We start from the raw sequence: 16,940 nt of genomic DNA, 5'->3' as shown, positions 1-16,940 counted from the left end.
CCCCCGCACCGGAAAAAGCCAATTTGACGTCAGCGTTTAGGCAACGACAGCGGTATATGGCGTTTCTAATCCTTGTAGAGCAGATAGCGGAATCGCCCCGGCCCGCCCGCATAGCACGCCTGCGGGCAGAAGGCGTGCAGCCACATGTAGTCGTCGGCTTCGACTTCGACCCAATCCTGATTGAGCCGGCGGACCGCTTTGCCTTCAAGCACATAAAAACCATGTTCCATCACGTGTGTATTGGCAAAAGGGAACACGCCACCGGATTCGAAATTGACGGTATCCACATGCATGTCGTGGCGCAGGTCCCGTGAGTCGGCGAAGCGGGTGGTGGACCAGCGGCCCTCGGTGCCAGGCACCTCAACAAGGGTCACGTCGCGTTCATTGGTGATGATCGGATCGGGGCGGGCAGGCCGTGGACGGTTTCATAGGTTATGCGGACCAAGTGGAAACGGGCGGTTGCTTTGGTGCTGTTGTGCAGGGGCCATACAGAGTCGGCCGGAATACATGCGTATCCGCATATGTCCAGCTGTTGCACCTCGTCGCGCAGTGTCAGCGTCATTTCACCTTCAACCACGAACAGTAAGCCTTGTGCCTGCGGGTCGGCTTCGGGGCGGTCGCTATCGCCGCCGGGCTGCATTTCCATGATCTATTTCGAGAAGGTCTCGGAAAACCCGCTGTGGGGGCGGAACGGTAACCAGGGTCGCGAAAGTTTGTTCGGAGTACTTTGAAGGTCGCCTAACGGGGGCTTGGCCCCGGTTCGCTGGCGGTATAATCTTGAATGCAAATCTTTTTCAGCAAGGCGAGGCGATCATGAAAGCCTGGATTTCTTCTACACTGGCGGCGGTTATTGTTCTTGGAGCGGCGGCGGTCGTCCATGCTAAGCCGATTTCACGAATTATTGCCGAAATGGGGCTGACGCCTGCAGACTTCGAAGTCGTGAACTTGACTGCAGATGCGATGCTTGCGGACGGGACACCCCAGGTCGGTGAAGAAAGCACCTGGGTGAATGACGCGTCTGGGTCCAAGGGCACAATCCGTGTCCGCGATGTGCGGGACAACTGCGTTCATCTGCAGCACTTTATTCAGCCCGAAGGATCTGATCAGACCCGAGAGGTCCGGACCCGCCGCTGCCGCGATGCGGGTGGCAACTGGATCCTGACACCCTGATTAAGGTTTAGTAGCCGCGCGCCCTGTCAACCTCGTGCAGCAGGGGTTTTCCCGCGGCCAGCCGCTGAAAGTTCTCGCCTACATCTGACAGTGCCTCGCCCAGGTGCCAGCCTGACACATGCGGTGTGATGGTGACGCCCCGATGCGCCCAGAGAGGGCTGTCCGAGGGCAGCGGTTCATTTGAGGTCACATCCAGAACCGCATGGCCGGGGGTGCCGTTGTCCAGCGCTGCGATCAGCGCAGTTTCGTCGATCAGATCACCCCGACCGGCATTCAGTAACTGGCTGCCCGGTTTCATCGCGGCCAGCATCCCGGCATCGAACAGCCTGACGGTCTGAGGGGTCGAGGGCAGGATCGCGCAGACATGATCGCACTGGCCCAGCAAATCGGGCAGCGCATCATCGCCATGCAGGCACGTCACGCCGTCGATCTGTTTGGGGGAACGGCTCCAGCCCATGACTTGAAACCCGACCGCCCGCAGCATCTTGGCGCTGCGCGCGCCGATATGGCCCAGGCCCAGAACACCCACCACAGTATCGGGGGAATAAAGCGGCGCCCTGGGCAGCCATTCCGCGCGGCGCTGGGCAGCCTCGTGAAAGCCCATGTGGCGTTGATGGCGCAAAATGTAAGCCACGAACCATTCGGCGATGCCCTGCGCGGGGGCGTCCGGTTTCAGCCGAGCGACGCGCACATGCTGGGGAAGGTTGGGATTGCTGACGATGGTCTCGACCCCGGCGCCCAGCTTTTGCACCAGTTTAAGGTTCGGCAGGCGTTTGGGGTGGTCGTCGCTCAACCCGACGACGGCGATCATGGTGATGTCGGCAGGATCTCCAAGGCTGTCCGGCGTCCGCACATCCGCGTCGGGATGCAGCCGCTTGATATCGCGAGCAATATCGCTGTCGCTGATCCAGTCAGACAACCCGGTTTCGATCAACAACGCCATGCCGCACCTCCCACTGCTTCAATTTGCGTTATGTCCCGCCGCGGAACTGGACATTTTCCCCGCAGCTAAGTCATTCTCCGGCCCAAGGTAAAGCCCGGTCTTTTCGTCGGGTGAACAGAAAAACACTTGAGGTAGCCCATGAGCGGGACATCAGAGCTAAGCCGACAGGCATATTTTCATCTGCGCGATGACGGTGCATTTGTGGGCTGTGATCCGGCGCGCGGACCGTGGTCTGCCGATCACTGCCACGCAGGGCCGGTCAGCGGCCTGATCGTGCGGGCGGCAGAAACCGAGGTTGGCCCCGAGAAGATGCTGACCCGTCTGACCGTCGACCTGCTGCGGCCGCAACCTTTGGCCGGGCTGCGTGTGGCGGCGGAAACCACCCGCCATACCAAGACGCTGGCGACCACGCGGGTCACAGTGCATGATCTGGATGACAGGCTCTGCGCCACCGCGACGACCATGCATCTGGCGCGACGCGATCTGGGACCGGTTCCGAATGTGACGATAGCTCCACCCCGGTTGGAAGACGCGGTGACAGGTCCGTTCCCGATCGGCGAGGTCCGCCATGATCTGCCCGGCTTCGCCAATCACTCTGATGTGTTGTATCCGAAGGACGGCAATCAGGGAGCCGGGCCCAAGACCGTCTGGATGCGTGTACCAGCCCTGTTGGAGGGAGAGGCTCCATCGCCGATACAGGCGCTGTGCCCGCTGGCCGATTGCGGCAATGGTATCTCGTGGAACGCGCCGACAACCGAGATGGGGTTTATGAATACTGATCTGACAGTTCAGATCCATCGAGAACCCGTTTCGGATTGGTTGGCTTCGGAGTCGTTGTGCCACTGGCAACCTTCGGGGATCGGGATGTCTCAATCGGTGCTCTATGACACCGAAGGGCCAGTGGGAACGGCCTTGCAAACGCTGGTCCTGTTTCCGCCGGCCTGATCTTTTGGCCGATTTATGCACGTCATCTGTGAAACGCGTTGCCGGGCGTGGATCGAACCCCTATCTTTCGCCCATGCGCTGTATCGTGACCCTTTTGACCTGTTGCCTGCCGATATCGGCCATGGCGCACCCGCATGTCTACATCGACACCGGGCTTGAGTTCATCGTGGACGACTCCGGCCAGTTGACGCATGTGCGCGTGACCTGGGCCTATGACGAGCTATACTCGCTTTACCAACTTGAACAGTTGAAACTGGATCACGACTTCGATGGCGTCTTGACCGAAGGCGAAGAACAGGTCCTGTCGGGTTTCGACGCGCATTGGATTGAAGGGTACAACGGTGATCTGGTTGTTTTCGCCGATGGCGCTCCGGTGGCGTTGTCCGGCCCGTTGGAGCCTACAGCCACAACTGAGGACGGGCGTATTGTAACAAGCCATTTGCGTGCGGTTGAGGGCGGCCCGGTGTCTGCATCTTCGCTGACGGCGAAAGCCTACGATGAGACATTCTACATCGCATACGACGTGACGCGCCCCGTTACAGTGACAGGGCCCGCATCCTGCCAGATTGATCGGATTGATCCCGATATTGATGGGCAATTGGCGCAGATGCAGGCATTCCTGCTGTCGCTCGACGCCGATTATGATCTTGAGGAAAACGATATCCCGATGGTCGGGGAGAGCTTTGCGTCCGAGATTTTCGTTTCATGTCCAAATACCTGATTGTTCCGGTTGCCATCACTATTGCTTTGCTGCTGTGGTTCTGGGGAAGTGGCGGATTTGACAGCCTTGCCGCCTGGGCTGCAGGTGAGCAGCGCGAATTTCAGAATCAGATCGCGCGGGCTTTGCGCGCGGTTCGAACCGAGCAGCCCGAAGCGGTCGCAACACTGCTAACAGTCTGTTTCGCCTATGGCTTCTTTCACGCCATCGGCCCCGGCCACGGTAAGGTGCTGATCGGAGGCTACGGGCTGGGCCGTCGCGTCGCCTTCTGGCGCTTGTCCGCGATCAGCGTGCTGTCAAGTCTGGGGCAGGCGGTGACGGCTGTTGTGCTGGTTTATGCGGGTGTCCTGATTTTTCAGATGTCGCGCGAAAGTCTTGTGGGCACAACCGAGCAAGTCATGGCTCCGATCAGTTATGCCGCTATTGCCGCGATCGGCCTTTGGTTGGTGACCCGTTCCATTCGCAGCTTTGCACGGCGCCATCGGACCGAAACAGCGCGTCAGCACCATGATCACCACCATCATGAACACGATCACCATGATCACAATGATGGCGTCTGTTCCGATTGCGGCCACCGACACGGCCCGACGGCCGAGGAAGTTGCTCAGGTTGGCAGCCTTCGCGAAGCCACGCTGCTGATCGCAGGCATTGCCGCGCGGCCCTGCACGGGCGCATTGTTCGTGTTGATCCTGACATGGCAAATGGGCATCGCAATGATCGGCATCGCAGGCGCGTTTGCGATGGCTTTGGGCACGGCAACGGTGACTACTCTGGTTGGTTGGACCTCGTTTGGCCTGCGCGGAGGGTTGTTGGCTTCAGTCTCGGCCACACGGTTTGCTTCGGTGTTGGCCCCGACCATCGAACTGGTGGCGGGACTGACTATCGTGGTGATCGCCAGCGGTCTTTTGATGCGCGCGATCTAGTCGAATACCGGTTCCGGATACTCAACCCGCGCCAGATAAAGGCCCTGCGGTGGGCACACAGGCCCACATGCGGCACGGTCGGTGGCCTCTAGCGCAGCGCGTACATCTTCGGGCGTCCACGCACCTGCGCCGACCCGTTCCAGAGTTCCCACGAAGCTGCGCACCTGATTGTGCAGGAATGACCGTGCGCGGACGTGGAAATGCACCTCGGGGCCGGAAAATCCCTGAACCTTTTCGACCCGCAACTCATCCAGCGTTTTGACCGGGCTGGCGGCCTGACAGATGGAGGAGCGGAAAGTGGTGAAATCATGCCGACCGATCAACGTATCCGCCCCAGCCTGCATGGAGTCGACGTCCAACCGATGATTGATCTGCCAGACCTGTCCGGCGTCATGGGTTGCAGGGGCACGGCGCATCAGGATGCGAAACAGGTATTGCCGCTCCAGCGCTGAAAACCGGGCGTGCCAGCCATCGTCAACCTGTGCGGCTTTGACGATGGCCACCGGCTGCGGCTTGAGGTGATAGTTCAGCGCCTCGGACAGGCGGAACGGGTCCCAGTCCTTGACCAGATCGCAATGGGCCACCTGACCCAGCGCATGAACGCCCGCATCGGTGCGGCCGGCGGCGGCGATGGTATGCTCTCCGGGTTGAATGCGCGACAAGGCCTGTTCGATTGCCCCCTGCACAGACGGCAATTCCTTTTGCCGCTGCCACCCGGCGAACGGTTCCCCCTGGTATTCGACTTTCAGCGCGTATCTGGGCATGGGCCGCTGGTAACCTGCCGCGAGAAAAGGGGCAAGGGTGGGAAAGCTCTGGCAAGTGCGGCGACCTCTACCTATCTTGAGCGAAACGAAAAAAGCGGGGCGACAGTTTGGTCATCTCATCCCTGGCAGACAGTCTTGTGCGCGGTGTTGAATCCGTGGGTGACCGTGTGTCTGAAACTCTGTTTGAACCAGTCATCCGTCTGGGCGTCACCGGGTTGGCCCGGTCGGGTAAGACGGTGTTCATAACCTCTTTGGTTGCGAACCTTCTAGACCGGGGGCGGATGCCCGGTCTGGTGGCGCAGCAGGAAGGTCGCATCAATTCCGTCTACCTGCAGCCGCAGCCGGACGATACTGTGCCACGGTTCGACTACGAAAACCATCTGGCCGCCCTGACCGGCCTACAACCGCACTGGCCCGACAGCACCCGCGCCGTGTCCGAGCTGCGCCTGTCCTTCAAGGCTCGTCCTTCCGGGCTGCTTTCCGGCCTGCAGGGGCCGCGAACCATCCATCTGGATATCGTGGACTATCCCGGAGAATGGCTGCTGGATTTGGCTCTGCTGGACAAGTCTTATGAGGTCTGGTCCGCGGAAACGCTGGACCGTATCGCCGGTCGCACTGAGGCCGCCGCGTTTCTTCATTTGGTCAACACGAGCGACCCGGCTGAAACGCATGAAGAACCCAAAGCGCAGGCCCTAGCCAAGGAATTCGCATCTTATCTCGGCGCTGCGCGCGATGCCGGGTTCTATGATTGCACACCCGGGAGATTCCTGTTGCCGGGCGATTTGGCAGGGTCTCCGGTGCTAACCTTCGCGCCACTGAACGTGGAGGGACACGCGCCCCGGCGCAGCTTGCACCGCGAAATGGCGCGGCGGTACGAGGCCTATAAGTCTCAGGTCGTAAAGCCGTTCTTTCGGGATCATTTCGCTCGGATCGACCGGCAGGTGGTTCTGGTCGACACACTGGGTGCGATCCATAAAGGACCACAAGCGGTTGAGGATATGCGACGAGCAATGGCCGACATCCTTGCGGCCTTCCGCCCGGGGCGCAACGCATGGCTCAGCCAGTTGCTGTTGGGCAAACGGGTCGAGCGCATCTTGTTTGCCGCCACCAAGGCCGATCACCTTCACCACACGCAACATCCCCGCCTGACCCACATCATGGAAGCTCTGACCCGCGATGCCCGCGACCGTGCCAATTTTGCCGGGGCGGAAACGGCGGCGCTGTCACTGGCGGCGCTGCGGGCGACGACCGAAGAAATCCGCAATCACAACGGGGCTGACTTGCCATGCGTACGCGGCACCTTGCTGGACGGCAAACAGGCGGCCTTTTATCCCGGCGAATTGCCCGACGACCCGGCGCATCTGCTGGGCCCGGCCCGCAACGGGGCCGAAAGCTGGCTGGGTGAGGATTTCGAATTCATGGCTTTTGCGCCCGCGCATCTGACCCTGCGCCCCGGCGACGGCCCTCCGCATATTCGGTTGGACCGCGCCGCGCAGTTCCTGATCGGAGACCGCCTGTGACAGTGACCCTCCGCCCCGCCCGCAGCACGGATGCCGGTAGCATCGGAGAGATCCTGCACGGGTTTTCGCGGGAAAACGGCTGGATGCCCAAGCTGCACTCCCGCGCCGAAACGATCGCTTTTTGCGGCTGGATGATTGACCAGAACTGGGTCACTGTGGCCGAGGCCGAGAGGGGAATCCTTGGATTTCTGGCGCTGAATGGGGATGACATCCACTCGCTGTACCTGACACCGGCAGCGCGTGGGCAAGGAATTGGGCGGCGTTTGCTGCAACACGCCAAATCCGTCCGGGCACAGCTGTCCCTGTATGCGTTTCAGGCCAATCTTGGTGCGCAGCGGTTCTATGAACACAACGGATTTGTCGAGATTTCCCGCAGTGATGGGGCGGACAATGATGAAAACCTGCCGGACATCAAATATATCTGGCGCAGGGAAGGGGCGGTAGATGCCTAGAGGTCCGGTACTGATCGATCTGGATGCGGAAGAGCCCGCGGCTGATGTGGCGCAGGCCCCGCCAGTGCCCGATATTGCCCCACCGCAAGGGCAGGCGATGCAGGCGGCGTCGCGGCTGGCGGCGCGGAAGCCCTCAGCCCTGTCGCGGTGGTTCTGGGGGCTGGCGCTGGCGGTGATCGGCGCCGTGGTCTCGGTTGCCGCCTGGGACTTCGTCAATTCACTGCTGCTACGCGCGCCGATTTTGGGCTGGGTCGTGACGGGGTTGATCGGGGCGCTTGTTCTGGTTGCTTTGATCATCGCGGTGCGGGAACTGGCGGCTATTGGGCGATTGTCCCGCGTGGATGGAATGCGCCACGCTGCGGATGTTGCACTGGCCGAGGGTGATCTGGCGCAGGCCCGCGCGGTGACCAACCGCCTGATCGCGTTCTACAAAGGGCGCGACGAAACCCAATGGGGCCGCGATCGTCTGGCCGAACGGATGGGCGAGCAATTCGACGCGTCAACCCTGCTGGCCCTGGCCGAAGACGAGTTGCTGGCCCCTCTGGATGCTGCCGCCAGCCGCGAGGTCGAGGCCGCCGCCCGGCAGGTTGCTACTGTGACCGCACTGGTGCCCTTGGCGTTGGCCGATGTTGTGACGGCGCTTGCGGCTTCGTTGCGGATGATCCGCCGGGTGGCCGAGATCTATGGCGGCCGCGCAGGGTTTTTGGGCAGTTGGCGTCTGACGCGGACTGTCTTTGTGCATCTGGTGGCGACCGGGGCCGTGGCCGTGGGTGACGACCTGCTGGAGCCTATTTTGGGCGGATCGGTCCTCAGCAAACTGTCACGCCGATTTGGCGAGGGGCTGGTGAACGGCGCACTCAGCGCGCGGGTTGGCGTGGCCGCGATGGAGGTCTGCCGACCGCTGCCATTTTCCGACCGGCACAAACCTTCAACGCGCGGGATGATCAAGCGTGCGCTCAGCGGGTTGTTTTCCAAAACTTGACCTGCCGCAAAGCCCTTTGGCCGGTTGGCATGCATAACAAAGCCGGAGCCAGCCATGACCGATCACGGACACAGCCAGCAAGAAATCGCCGCGCGGATCAATGCGCCACCCGGTCGGGGCGTGCTGCGCGATGTGGTCTATGGCGGCATTGACGGGTCGGTGACCACCTTTGCCATCGTGGCCGGGGTTGCTGGCGCTGGGCTGTCCCCGTTCATCATCGTTGCCTTGGGTCTGGCCAACGTGCTGGCGGATGGGTTTTCCATGGCCGCCGGGAATTACTCGGGTACAAAGGCCGAGTTGGACAACATCCGCCGCATCCGCGCCATCGAAGAGCGCCATATCGACCTCTACCCCGACGGTGAGCGCCGCGAGGTGCGCGAGATTCTGGCGCAGAAGGGCCTGTCGGGCCGCGTTCTGGACGAGGCGACAGATGCGATCACAGCCAACCACGAAAACTGGATCAACCTGATGGTCGAGGGCGAATACGGCCTCGGCAGCGTTGATCCCCATCCGTTCAAGGCGGCAATGGCGACCTTCATCGCGTTCCTCGTTGCCGGCATGGTGCCGCTGCTGCCGTTCCTTCTTGGGTTTGATCATGCCTTTACGATCTCGGCCTGCATGACCATGGGCGTTTTCTTTTCCATCGGAGCGTTCAAGAGCCGCTGGTCATTGGCGCCCTGTTGGCGATCCGGGTTCGAAACCTTTGTGATCGGCGGGGCCGCGGCGTTGATCGCGTATCTTGTCGGGTCTCTGTTTCACCCGTGACGGCCAAGATTGTCGCAGGGCAGCGTAAACGGCTGGTCAAACTTCGGCCAACGGTTAGGCTGCGGCAAACAGGTTCAAGTGATTGAGTGCCAATTGCAGCTTGCGAATAAAAACGTTCTGGTTTTAGGGGCTTACGGATTTATCGGCGCCGCGGTCTCGTGGTCGCTGCGGGCTGAGGGCGTGCGTGTGTCGGCCTTTGTACGCAGCAAGAAATCGGGGGCTCAGGTTCTTGGGGACGTTCCGCAGATACTGGGTGACTTGCGGGCCTGTTTGCGGCCCGAGGATTGGGACAAGCACGTGCAGGGCATTGATTGCGTCGTGAACTGCGCCGGCGCACTGCAGGATGGTCCGGCAGATGATCTTGAAACCGTTCACCACACCGCCATTTCAGCTTTGGGCCATGCCTGCGCGCAAAGGAATATCGCCGTGGTCCAGATATCGGCCATTGGGGCCGAACCCGATGCCGACACTGACTTTATGCGCACCAAGGCCGCCGGGGATGCGGCGCTGCGGGCAAGCGGCGCTGCGTTGTGGATCCTCAAGCCGGGGCTGGTGATCGGGCAATCGGATTTTGGCGGCACCGCGCTGTTGCGGATGCTGACGGCGGTACCATTGGTGCAGCCAATCGCGTATCCCGACACTCTCGTTCAATGTGTCGGGATGCCGGACCTGTGCTGCGCCGTTGTGCAGGCCGTGGCGCAGGACTTGCCGGAGGGGACCTATGATCTGGTCGAGGACACTCCGGCCTCGTTGTCCCAAGTGCTGGCAGAGACCCGTAAATGGATGGGGTTCCCGGCTGCGCGGGCCACGGTGGTAGTGCCAGAGGTGATGACCGGCCTGATCTCGGCCTGTGCCGACGGGTTGGGTCATTTGGGGTGGCGCTCGCCCTTGCGCAGCAATGCGATGACAGTGATGGCAGACGGTGTGGTGGGTGACCCCGAACCCTACCGAGCGGCCACGGGGCAGTCGCTGGCCAGCTTACCACAGGTCTATGCAGGTTTGACCTGCTCGCGTGAGCACCGCCTGACTGCGCGGATGTCGCTGCTGATGCCTCTGGTCGTTGCAGTGCTGAGCCTCTTCTGGGTGTTATCCGGCTTAACTGGCTTGATCAGTCTGCCTAAGGCAGCGGCCATTCTGACCGAAGCCGGGTGGGGCATGGCTTTGGCCGTTGCCAGCGTCCTGTTCTGGTCCTTCGTCGATATCGCACTGGGCCTTGCCATCCTGTGGCGCCCTTGGGCGGCGCGTGCCTGTCTGGCGCAGGTTGCCGTTGCCCTCGTTTACCTACTGGCCGCAAGTTTCGCGGTGCCGGGCCTATGGCTCGACCCGCTCGGCCCATTGATCAAGATCCTGCCGGCGATGACGCTCTCGCTTGTCGCCTGGCCCCTGTTGCAGAGCCGCTGATGGACCCGGACCTGATCCTGCGTTGGCTGCACATCATCGGAGCCTGCGTCCTGCTGGGCACTGGTGCGGGGATCGCTTTTTTTATGCTGATCGCGCACCGCTCGGGTGATGCCCGGTTCATCGCGCAGACCGCCGGAGTGGTGGTTCTAGCCGATCTGCTGTTCACGACAACGGCCGTTATTGCCCAGCCCATAACCGGGGGGCTGCTGGCATGGCGGTTGGGCTGGTCCCTGACCGAAGGGTGGGTTCTGGCCTCGCTGATGCTTTACGCGGTGGCCGGGGTGTTCTGGCTGCCGGTCGTTTGGATACAAGTGCGAATGCGCGGGCTGGCGCAGGCGGCGGCTGACAGCGCCGTGCCCTTGCCGCAGGTCTATCACCGTCTGTTCCGTATCTGGTTCGCCTGCGGGTTTCCGGCATTTGCGGCGGTGTTGACCATCCTTTGGCTGATGATCGCGCGCCCGACAATCGGGTGGATTTAGCCCGCAGGCCTATGAGTAAATTGCCGGGATTTCTGACTGTTGCCTGCTGCGAGCCTCGGGTAGCTTGGCGTTGAAACCACCCGGAGAGCCCATTGGAATCCCTGCTTGTTCTTGTCGGATTGATCGTGTTGGCCATACCAGTGGCCATTATTGTTCTGCTTGTCGGTCACACGCGCCTGCGCCGCCGGGTCGAACAGCTTGAACTGCAACTCCGCGCGCTGGGTGGAGATGTGCCCGAGGCGCGCGCTGTGCCAGCCCGGCCCGAGCCGCGCAAACCGACCGAGAAACCGGACAAGCCACCGAAGCCTGCCCCGTGGTCCAAGGCTCAAACACCTCGGCCCGCTGCCGAGCAGTCCCCGCCTGCCGCCGTTGTGTTTCGCGAGGATCGGTTTGCTGCCCTCTCGACCTGGTTGCGGGAGAATTGGTTTTATGCGGTGTCGGCCTTGTCGCTGGCGCTGGCGGGGATATTTCTGGTTCAATACGGCGTTGATAACGGGTTGCTGCCGCCGTCCGCCCGCGTGATTGCCGCGTTGGTATTCGGTACGGCGCTGATCGTTGCCGGCGAAGTGATCCGCCGCAGGTATGGCGATGACGAATCCTCGGCCACCGCCTATTTGCCCTCGGTCTTCTCCGGCGCCGGTCTGGTCACCCTGTTCGGAGGCATTCTGGCCGCAAGGCAGCTCTATGACCTGATCGGCCCCGAAGCCGCGCTGGCTGCGATGGTTGTTGTCGCACTGTTGGGGTTGGTTTTGGGGTGGTTTCACGGCCCCTTACTGGCCGCCGTTGGTTTGATCGGAGCCTTTTCGGCCCCCTTCGTCGTTGGCGGCGCGTCCAAGGACCCTAGCTGGCTGTATGCCTATTTCTTTGTGATCGCCGTTTTGGGTCTGGGAATCGACACGGTCCGGCGCTGGGCGTGGATCTCGGTTCTGACCTTGTTCGGTGCGTATTCGGCCTGCCTGTTGCTGGTGTTGTCCTCACCCTTGACGGAACCTGACTACCTGATCTGCGTCACGGCGCTGGCGGTGATTGCGATTGCTATCCCCGTTCGGCGTGTTTGGCCCGATCATGGCGGCGTGATGATCAGCCAGATCATCCGTCGCAAAAAGGGAGGCGCGTGGCCCGAATTTCCAACCCGGCTGGGTTTTGGTGCAGTTGCCGTAAGTTCCGTCATTCTGTCGGTGCACTGGGCCGACAGCCCCGCTGAGTTCTGGTTGGGAGTTGCGCTGCTGGCGGGGCTGACACTTGGCCTGATGCTGTGGGGCAGGCAGGCCGAGGCCTTGCAGGACGCAATCGCGCTGCCTGCGCTTGGCCTCATCTGGTTCGTTCTGGTGCATGGCTGGGATGACGGCATCGTGCTGCGCCAGTTCGCCGAAACCTATGCCGAAACGGCTGAGGCAGATTACCCGTGGGTGGTCACGATCCTGATCATGCTGGGCGCGGTGATTTCAGTCACCGCAGCGTGGCGCTCGATACAGGCGCCCACATTCCCGGCGGTCTGGGCCGGTGCGGCTGCTGTCTTTGCACCCGCTCTGGCCATCGCGCTTGAGGTCGGCTGGCATCCCGCAGACACCATCGGAGCCTACCCGTGGGCGCTGCATGGCATCGCATTGGGCGTGCTGATGGTTGTCTTTGCCGAGCGCTTTGCGCGCATTGATGGCGACGAACGGATGCGCGCGTCTCTGGCGACGCTTTCGGCGCTGTCCTGTTTGACCTTTGCCTGCGTCATCGTCCTCAGTTCAGCGGCGCTGACCATTGCTCTGGTCGTGATGATTGTTGTGGCCGCTGCGCTGGATCGCAAGTTCACCCTGCCTCCGTTGAGCTGGTTCATTTGGGCCGGAGTGTTCACGGTCACGGTGCGACTGGTGCTGAACCCGGGTCTTGTCTGGGCCAGTTCAGCGCCGGTGGCCGAGATGGCGCTGGTTTACAGCGCAGCCACCGTCGGGTTCCTGATCGGATGGCTGTTGATCCGTCCTCTGACCCGCCCCGTGGCATCGCTGCTCCTGGAGAGCGCTGCCTGGGCGACCGGGGGTATCCTGCTGTCGCTTTTGCTGGAACGCTGGCTGCAGAGCTTTGGCGAAGGCGGTGCCACCAACAGTCATTGGGGGCTGGGTCTGCTCGCGCTCATTTGGCTGATGCTGGCCTTCGCACAGGTGCAGCGGTTCGAACTGGGCGGCAAGCTGAACTATGCCCGCTATCTTTTGGCCGCGTTCTTTGCCGGGCATGGCCTATTCCGGCTGGCACAGGCGCTGGCTGAGTCGAACCCGTTGCTCAGCACAATCGCGCCGCCGGTTCTGGGCCCGCCTGTCCTGAACACATTGGCGGTGGCTTACCTGTTGCCTGCGCTGGCCATCGGGTTCTCGGTCTGGCGCATCCATGCCACACCGCTGTGGCTGAAGCGCGCCAGTTGGGGGCTTAGCAGCGTGTTGGCGGCGGTCTGGCTGGGCTTGATGATCCGTCACGTCTGGCAGGGTGCCGCCGGGATGTATGAGGACAACGGTGTGACCCAGCCCGAACTTTACACCTATACCATGGCCCTGCTGGTGATCGGGGCAGCACTGTTCTACCAGTCGCTGGCGCGCCGATCCGACCTGATGCGCAAGGCAGGTCTGGGGGTGATCGGGCTGGCCGTGGCCAAGGTGTTCCTCATCGACATTGCCGGGCTGGGCGGCCTGATCCGGGTGTTCTCGCTGCTGGCTCTGGGCCTTGCGCTGGCGGGTCTGGCGTGGCTCAACCGCTGGGCCAAGCTGCGCCATTCGCCGCAAGGGGCGGAACCTCTGGACCATTAGGCGCGGGCGTCCTATAAGCGCGGCCATGTATGACCGGACGGCCATCATTATTCGAATTATATCCCCGGCGCTCTGACCCTCTGAGACGCCGGGCAAAGGTGTTTGAGACTTCGCACCGACCGCTTCGATCCTAGTACGACCAGATCATCCAAAGGACGCCCCCAATGTGCGCCGACACGATCCAGACACCTGATTACAAAGACACGCTGAACCTGCCCAAAACCGAGTTCCCCATGCGCGCCGGCCTGCCCAAGCGCGAGCCCGCATGGCTGGAGCGGTGGGAGACCATCGGCGTCTATGACCGCCTGCGTGAAAAAGTGGGCCGCCAGCCCTTTACGCTGCATGACGGCCCCCCGTACGCGAACGGTCACCTGCATATCGGCCACGCGCTGAACAAGACCATCAAGGACATGATCGTGCGGTCCCATCAGATGATGGGCTTTGATGCGCGTTATGTTCCGGGCTGGGACTGCCACGGTTTGCCGATCGAGTGGAAGATCGAGGAGCAGTACCGCAAGAAGGGCAAGAACAAGGACGAGGTGAACGTCGTCGATTTCCGTCAGGAATGCCGCAAGTTCGCCGAAGGCTGGATCGACATCCAGCGTGAAGAGTTCAAGCGTCTGGGCATCACAGGCAACTGGGCCGATCCCTACATCACGATGGACTATCACGCCGAGGCCGTGATCGCCGACGAGTTCATGAAGTTCCTGATGAACGGCACGCTTTATCAGGGCTCAAAGCCCGTGATGTGGTCGCCCATCGAAAAAACCGCTCTGGCCGAGGCCGAGGTCGAGTATCACGACAAGGAAAGCTTCACCATCTGGGTGAAGTTCAAGGTCGTGAATGCAGGCGATCTGGATGACGCGTTTGTGGTGATCTGGACGACCACCCCTTGGACGATGCCTTCGAACAAGGCTGTCGTTTTTGGCAAGGACATCTCTTACGGCCTGTACGAAGTCACTGGAGCGCCTGACGAATGCTGGGCTAAAGTCGGAGACAAATTCCTGCTGGCCGATAATCTGGCCGCCGACGTTCTGGGCCGAGCGCGCCTGAACGATGACCAGTGGACCCGCGTCCGTGACGTGACCACGGATGAGCTGGCGGGCGTGCAACTGACCCACCCGCTGGCCGGGGCCGAGGGCGGCAATGGCGAATGGGACGACATCCGCGACTTTCGCGCGGCTGAGTTCGTGACCGATACCGAAGGCACTGGCTTCGTCCACTGCGCGCCGTCGCACGGTATGGAGGAATTCGAGCTTTACCGCGATCTGGGCATGCTGGAACAGGTCATCACCTATAACGTGATGGACGATGGCTCGTTCCGCGCCGATCTGCCGTTCTTTGGCGGCAAGTACATCCTGTCCCGCAAGGGCGGTGAGGGTGACGCGAACAAGGCCGTCATCGACAAGCTGGTCGAGGTTGGTGGCCTGCTGGCGCGTGGCAAGATCAAGCACAGCTATCCGCATTCGTGGCGCTCGAAAGCGCCGATCATCTATCGCAACACGCCGCAGTGGTTCGCATCGGTTGACCGTAAACTGGACGATGGCATGGGTGAGATGGGCGACACCATCCGCGAACGCGCCCTGCGGTCCATAGACGAGTTGGTGAAATGGACTCCGCAGACCGGTCGCAACCGCCTGTATTCCATGATCGAGGCGCGCCCGGACTGGGTCCTGTCCCGCCAGCGCGCCTGGGGTGTGCCGCTGACCTGCTTCACCAAGAAGGGCGCTTTGCCGACCGACGCGGATTACCTTCTGCGCAACGAAGAGGTCAACGTCCGCGTCAAGGCGGCGTTTGAGAAAGACGGCGCGGATATCTGGTACACTGAAGGCTTTAAAGAGAAGATCCTCGACGGCATCGCCAACCCCGACGACTACGATCAGGTGTTCGACGTGTTGGATGTATGGTTTGATTCCGGTTCAACCCATGCCTTCGTTCTGCGCGACCGTGAGGACGGGACCGAGGATGGCATCGCCGACGTCTATATGGAGGGCACCGACCAGCACCGCGGTTGGTTCCATTCGTCCATGCTGCAGGCCTGCGGCACCAAGGGTCGTGCGCCGTACCGCAACGTGGTGACACACGGATTCACGCTGGATGCCAAAGGCAACAAGATGTCCAAATCGCTGGGCAACACCATCGTGCCGGAAGAGGTCGTCAAACAGTACGGCGCGGATATTCTGCGCCTGTGGGTGGCTCAGACCGACTATACCGCCGACCAGCGGATCGGGCCGGAAATCCTGAAAGGCACCGCTGACAGCTACCGCCGCCTGCGTAACACCATGCGGTTCATGCTGGGCTCGCTGGCCGACTTCACCGAAGCCGACCGCGTCGCGCCCGAGGAAATGCCGCGCCTGGAACGTTGGGTGCTCAGCCGTCTGGCCGATCTGGATGAGCAGGTCCGCAAGGGTTATGCGTCCTTCGACTTCCAGGGCGTGTTCAGTGCCGTGTTCACTTTTGCCACGGTCGATTTGTCGTCCTTCTACTTCGACGTTCGCAAGGATGCACTGTATTGCGACGGTGACAGCCTGCGCCGCCGCGCGGCCCGCACCGTGCTGGATATCCTGTTCCACCGCCTGACCACCTGGTTGGCACCGGTTCTGGTCTTCACCATGGAAGAGGTCTGGCTGGAGCGCTTTCCGGGCGATGACAGCTCGGTCCATTTGGTGGACTTCCCTGACACTCCAGCCGACTGGCGCAACGAGGTACTGGAAACCTATATGGCAAAAGTGCGCCGCGTGCGTCGTGCCGTGACCGCTGCGTTGGAAATCCAGCGTCAGGACAAGGTAATAGGTTCCAGCCTTGAGGCCGCGCCGATCGTGCATGTCGAGGATCAGGAAACCCGCGATCTGCTTGCCACCTTTGACGTGGATGACATGTGCATCACCTCGGGCTTGACTGTTACCGGCGACCCGGCCCCCGCCGAAGCCTTCCGCGTACCGGAAATCGAGGGCGTCGCGGTGGTGTTCGAAAAGGCCGAAGGCGAGAAATGCCAGCGCTGCTGGAAGATCCTGCCCGATGTTGGCCGCCACACTCACGCAGGTGTCTGTGGACGCTGCAACGAAGCACTGAGCTAAGATCAGACCCCCTGG

Annotated in this window: 14 protein-coding genes and 1 pseudogene; 12 read left to right on the top strand and 3 right to left on the bottom strand. The window is 61.7% G+C overall.

The window, feature by feature from the left end:
• Nucleotides 1-65: 65 nt before the first annotated feature.
• Nucleotides 66-709, bottom strand: a pseudogene (gene allE / locus ACR1XY_RS12280) ((S)-ureidoglycine aminohydrolase); the annotation flags it as partial.
• A gap of 104 nt (nt 710-813) precedes the next feature.
• On the opposite strand from allE, the gene ACR1XY_RS12275 reads away from it, so the two are divergent.
• Nucleotides 814-1,170, top strand: a complete 357-nt coding sequence (locus ACR1XY_RS12275) for a hypothetical protein (RefSeq protein ID WP_480593668.1) — start codon at nt 814-816, stop codon at nt 1,168-1,170.
• 7 nt (nt 1,171-1,177) lie between these two features.
• On the opposite strand, the gene ACR1XY_RS12270 is transcribed toward ACR1XY_RS12275, so the two are convergent.
• Nucleotides 1,178-2,113: a 2-hydroxyacid dehydrogenase gene (locus tag ACR1XY_RS12270; RefSeq protein WP_480593667.1), complete on the bottom strand. Its 936-nt coding sequence runs from the start codon at nt 2,111-2,113 to the stop codon at nt 1,178-1,180.
• Between the two features lie 138 nt (nt 2,114-2,251).
• On the opposite strand from ACR1XY_RS12270, the gene ACR1XY_RS12265 reads away from it, so the two are divergent.
• From ACR1XY_RS12265 to ACR1XY_RS12255, 3 genes are read left to right on the top strand one after another with little or no spacing between them, the layout of a single operon-like run.
• Nucleotides 2,252-3,058, top strand: a complete 807-nt coding sequence (locus ACR1XY_RS12265) for a thioesterase family protein (RefSeq protein ID WP_480593666.1) — start codon at nt 2,252-2,254, stop codon at nt 3,056-3,058.
• A 28-nt stretch (nt 3,059-3,086) separates the two neighbouring features.
• Nucleotides 3,087-3,779, top strand: a complete 693-nt coding sequence (locus tag ACR1XY_RS12260; protein WP_480593665.1) for a DUF1007 family protein — start codon at nt 3,087-3,089, stop codon at nt 3,777-3,779.
• A complete protein-coding gene (locus ACR1XY_RS12255) occupies nt 3,764-4,699 on the top strand; it encodes a nickel/cobalt transporter (RefSeq protein ID WP_480593664.1) in 936 nt (311 codons plus the stop codon). Before ACR1XY_RS12260 ends, ACR1XY_RS12255 begins: the two co-directional genes overlap by 16 nt.
• Here ACR1XY_RS12255 and truA read toward each other — a convergent pair.
• Nucleotides 4,696-5,463: a tRNA pseudouridine(38-40) synthase TruA gene (truA, locus tag ACR1XY_RS12250; RefSeq protein WP_480593663.1), complete on the bottom strand. Its 768-nt coding sequence runs from the start codon at nt 5,461-5,463 to the stop codon at nt 4,696-4,698. The genes ACR1XY_RS12255 and truA overlap by 4 nt on opposite strands.
• A gap of 107 nt (nt 5,464-5,570) precedes the next feature.
• Between truA and ACR1XY_RS12245 the strand changes: the two genes are divergently transcribed.
• The 8 genes from ACR1XY_RS12245 (at nt 5,571) to ileS (ending at nt 16,925) form a co-directional block, all read left to right on the top strand.
• On the top strand, nt 5,571-6,983 hold the full coding sequence (locus tag ACR1XY_RS12245; RefSeq protein WP_480593662.1) for a YcjX family GTP-binding protein: 1,413 nt from the start codon (nt 5,571-5,573) through the stop codon (nt 6,981-6,983).
• A complete protein-coding gene (locus ACR1XY_RS12240; protein ID WP_480593661.1) occupies nt 6,980-7,435 on the top strand; it encodes an N-acetyltransferase family protein in 456 nt (151 codons plus the stop codon). The genes ACR1XY_RS12245 and ACR1XY_RS12240 overlap by 4 nt, the downstream gene beginning before the upstream one ends.
• The gene (locus ACR1XY_RS12235; RefSeq protein WP_480593660.1) at nt 7,428-8,417 is read left to right on the top strand and encodes a YcjF family protein; all 990 of its coding nucleotides are present in this window, start codon (nt 7,428-7,430) and stop codon (nt 8,415-8,417) included. Before ACR1XY_RS12240 ends, ACR1XY_RS12235 begins: the two co-directional genes overlap by 8 nt.
• A gap of 54 nt (nt 8,418-8,471) precedes the next feature.
• Entirely contained in the window at nt 8,472-9,182 is a 711-nt protein-coding gene (locus tag ACR1XY_RS12230) for a VIT1/CCC1 transporter family protein (RefSeq protein WP_480593658.1), read from the top strand.
• 93 nt (nt 9,183-9,275) lie between these two features.
• Nucleotides 9,276-10,583 (top strand): SDR family oxidoreductase, encoded by a 1,308-nt coding sequence (locus tag ACR1XY_RS12225; RefSeq protein WP_480593656.1) that lies wholly within the window; start codon nt 9,276-9,278, stop codon nt 10,581-10,583.
• The gene (locus tag ACR1XY_RS12220) at nt 10,583-11,062 is read left to right on the top strand and encodes a DUF2269 family protein (RefSeq protein WP_480593652.1); all 480 of its coding nucleotides are present in this window, start codon (nt 10,583-10,585) and stop codon (nt 11,060-11,062) included. Before ACR1XY_RS12225 ends, ACR1XY_RS12220 begins: the two co-directional genes overlap by 1 nt.
• Before the next feature lie 92 nt (nt 11,063-11,154).
• Nucleotides 11,155-13,848 (top strand): DUF2339 domain-containing protein, encoded by a 2,694-nt coding sequence (locus ACR1XY_RS12215; protein ID WP_480593650.1) that lies wholly within the window; start codon nt 11,155-11,157, stop codon nt 13,846-13,848.
• Between the two features lie 164 nt (nt 13,849-14,012).
• Nucleotides 14,013-16,925, top strand: a complete 2,913-nt coding sequence (ileS, locus tag ACR1XY_RS12210; RefSeq protein WP_480593648.1) for an isoleucine--tRNA ligase — start codon at nt 14,013-14,015, stop codon at nt 16,923-16,925.
• The last annotated feature ends 15 nt before the right edge of the window (nt 16,926-16,940 follow it).

The organism is Ruegeria sp. AD11(2025) (assembly GCF_056542405.1).
Note: the sequence above shows the minus strand (reverse complement) of the source record. Positions and strands in the feature narration are given on the sequence as shown.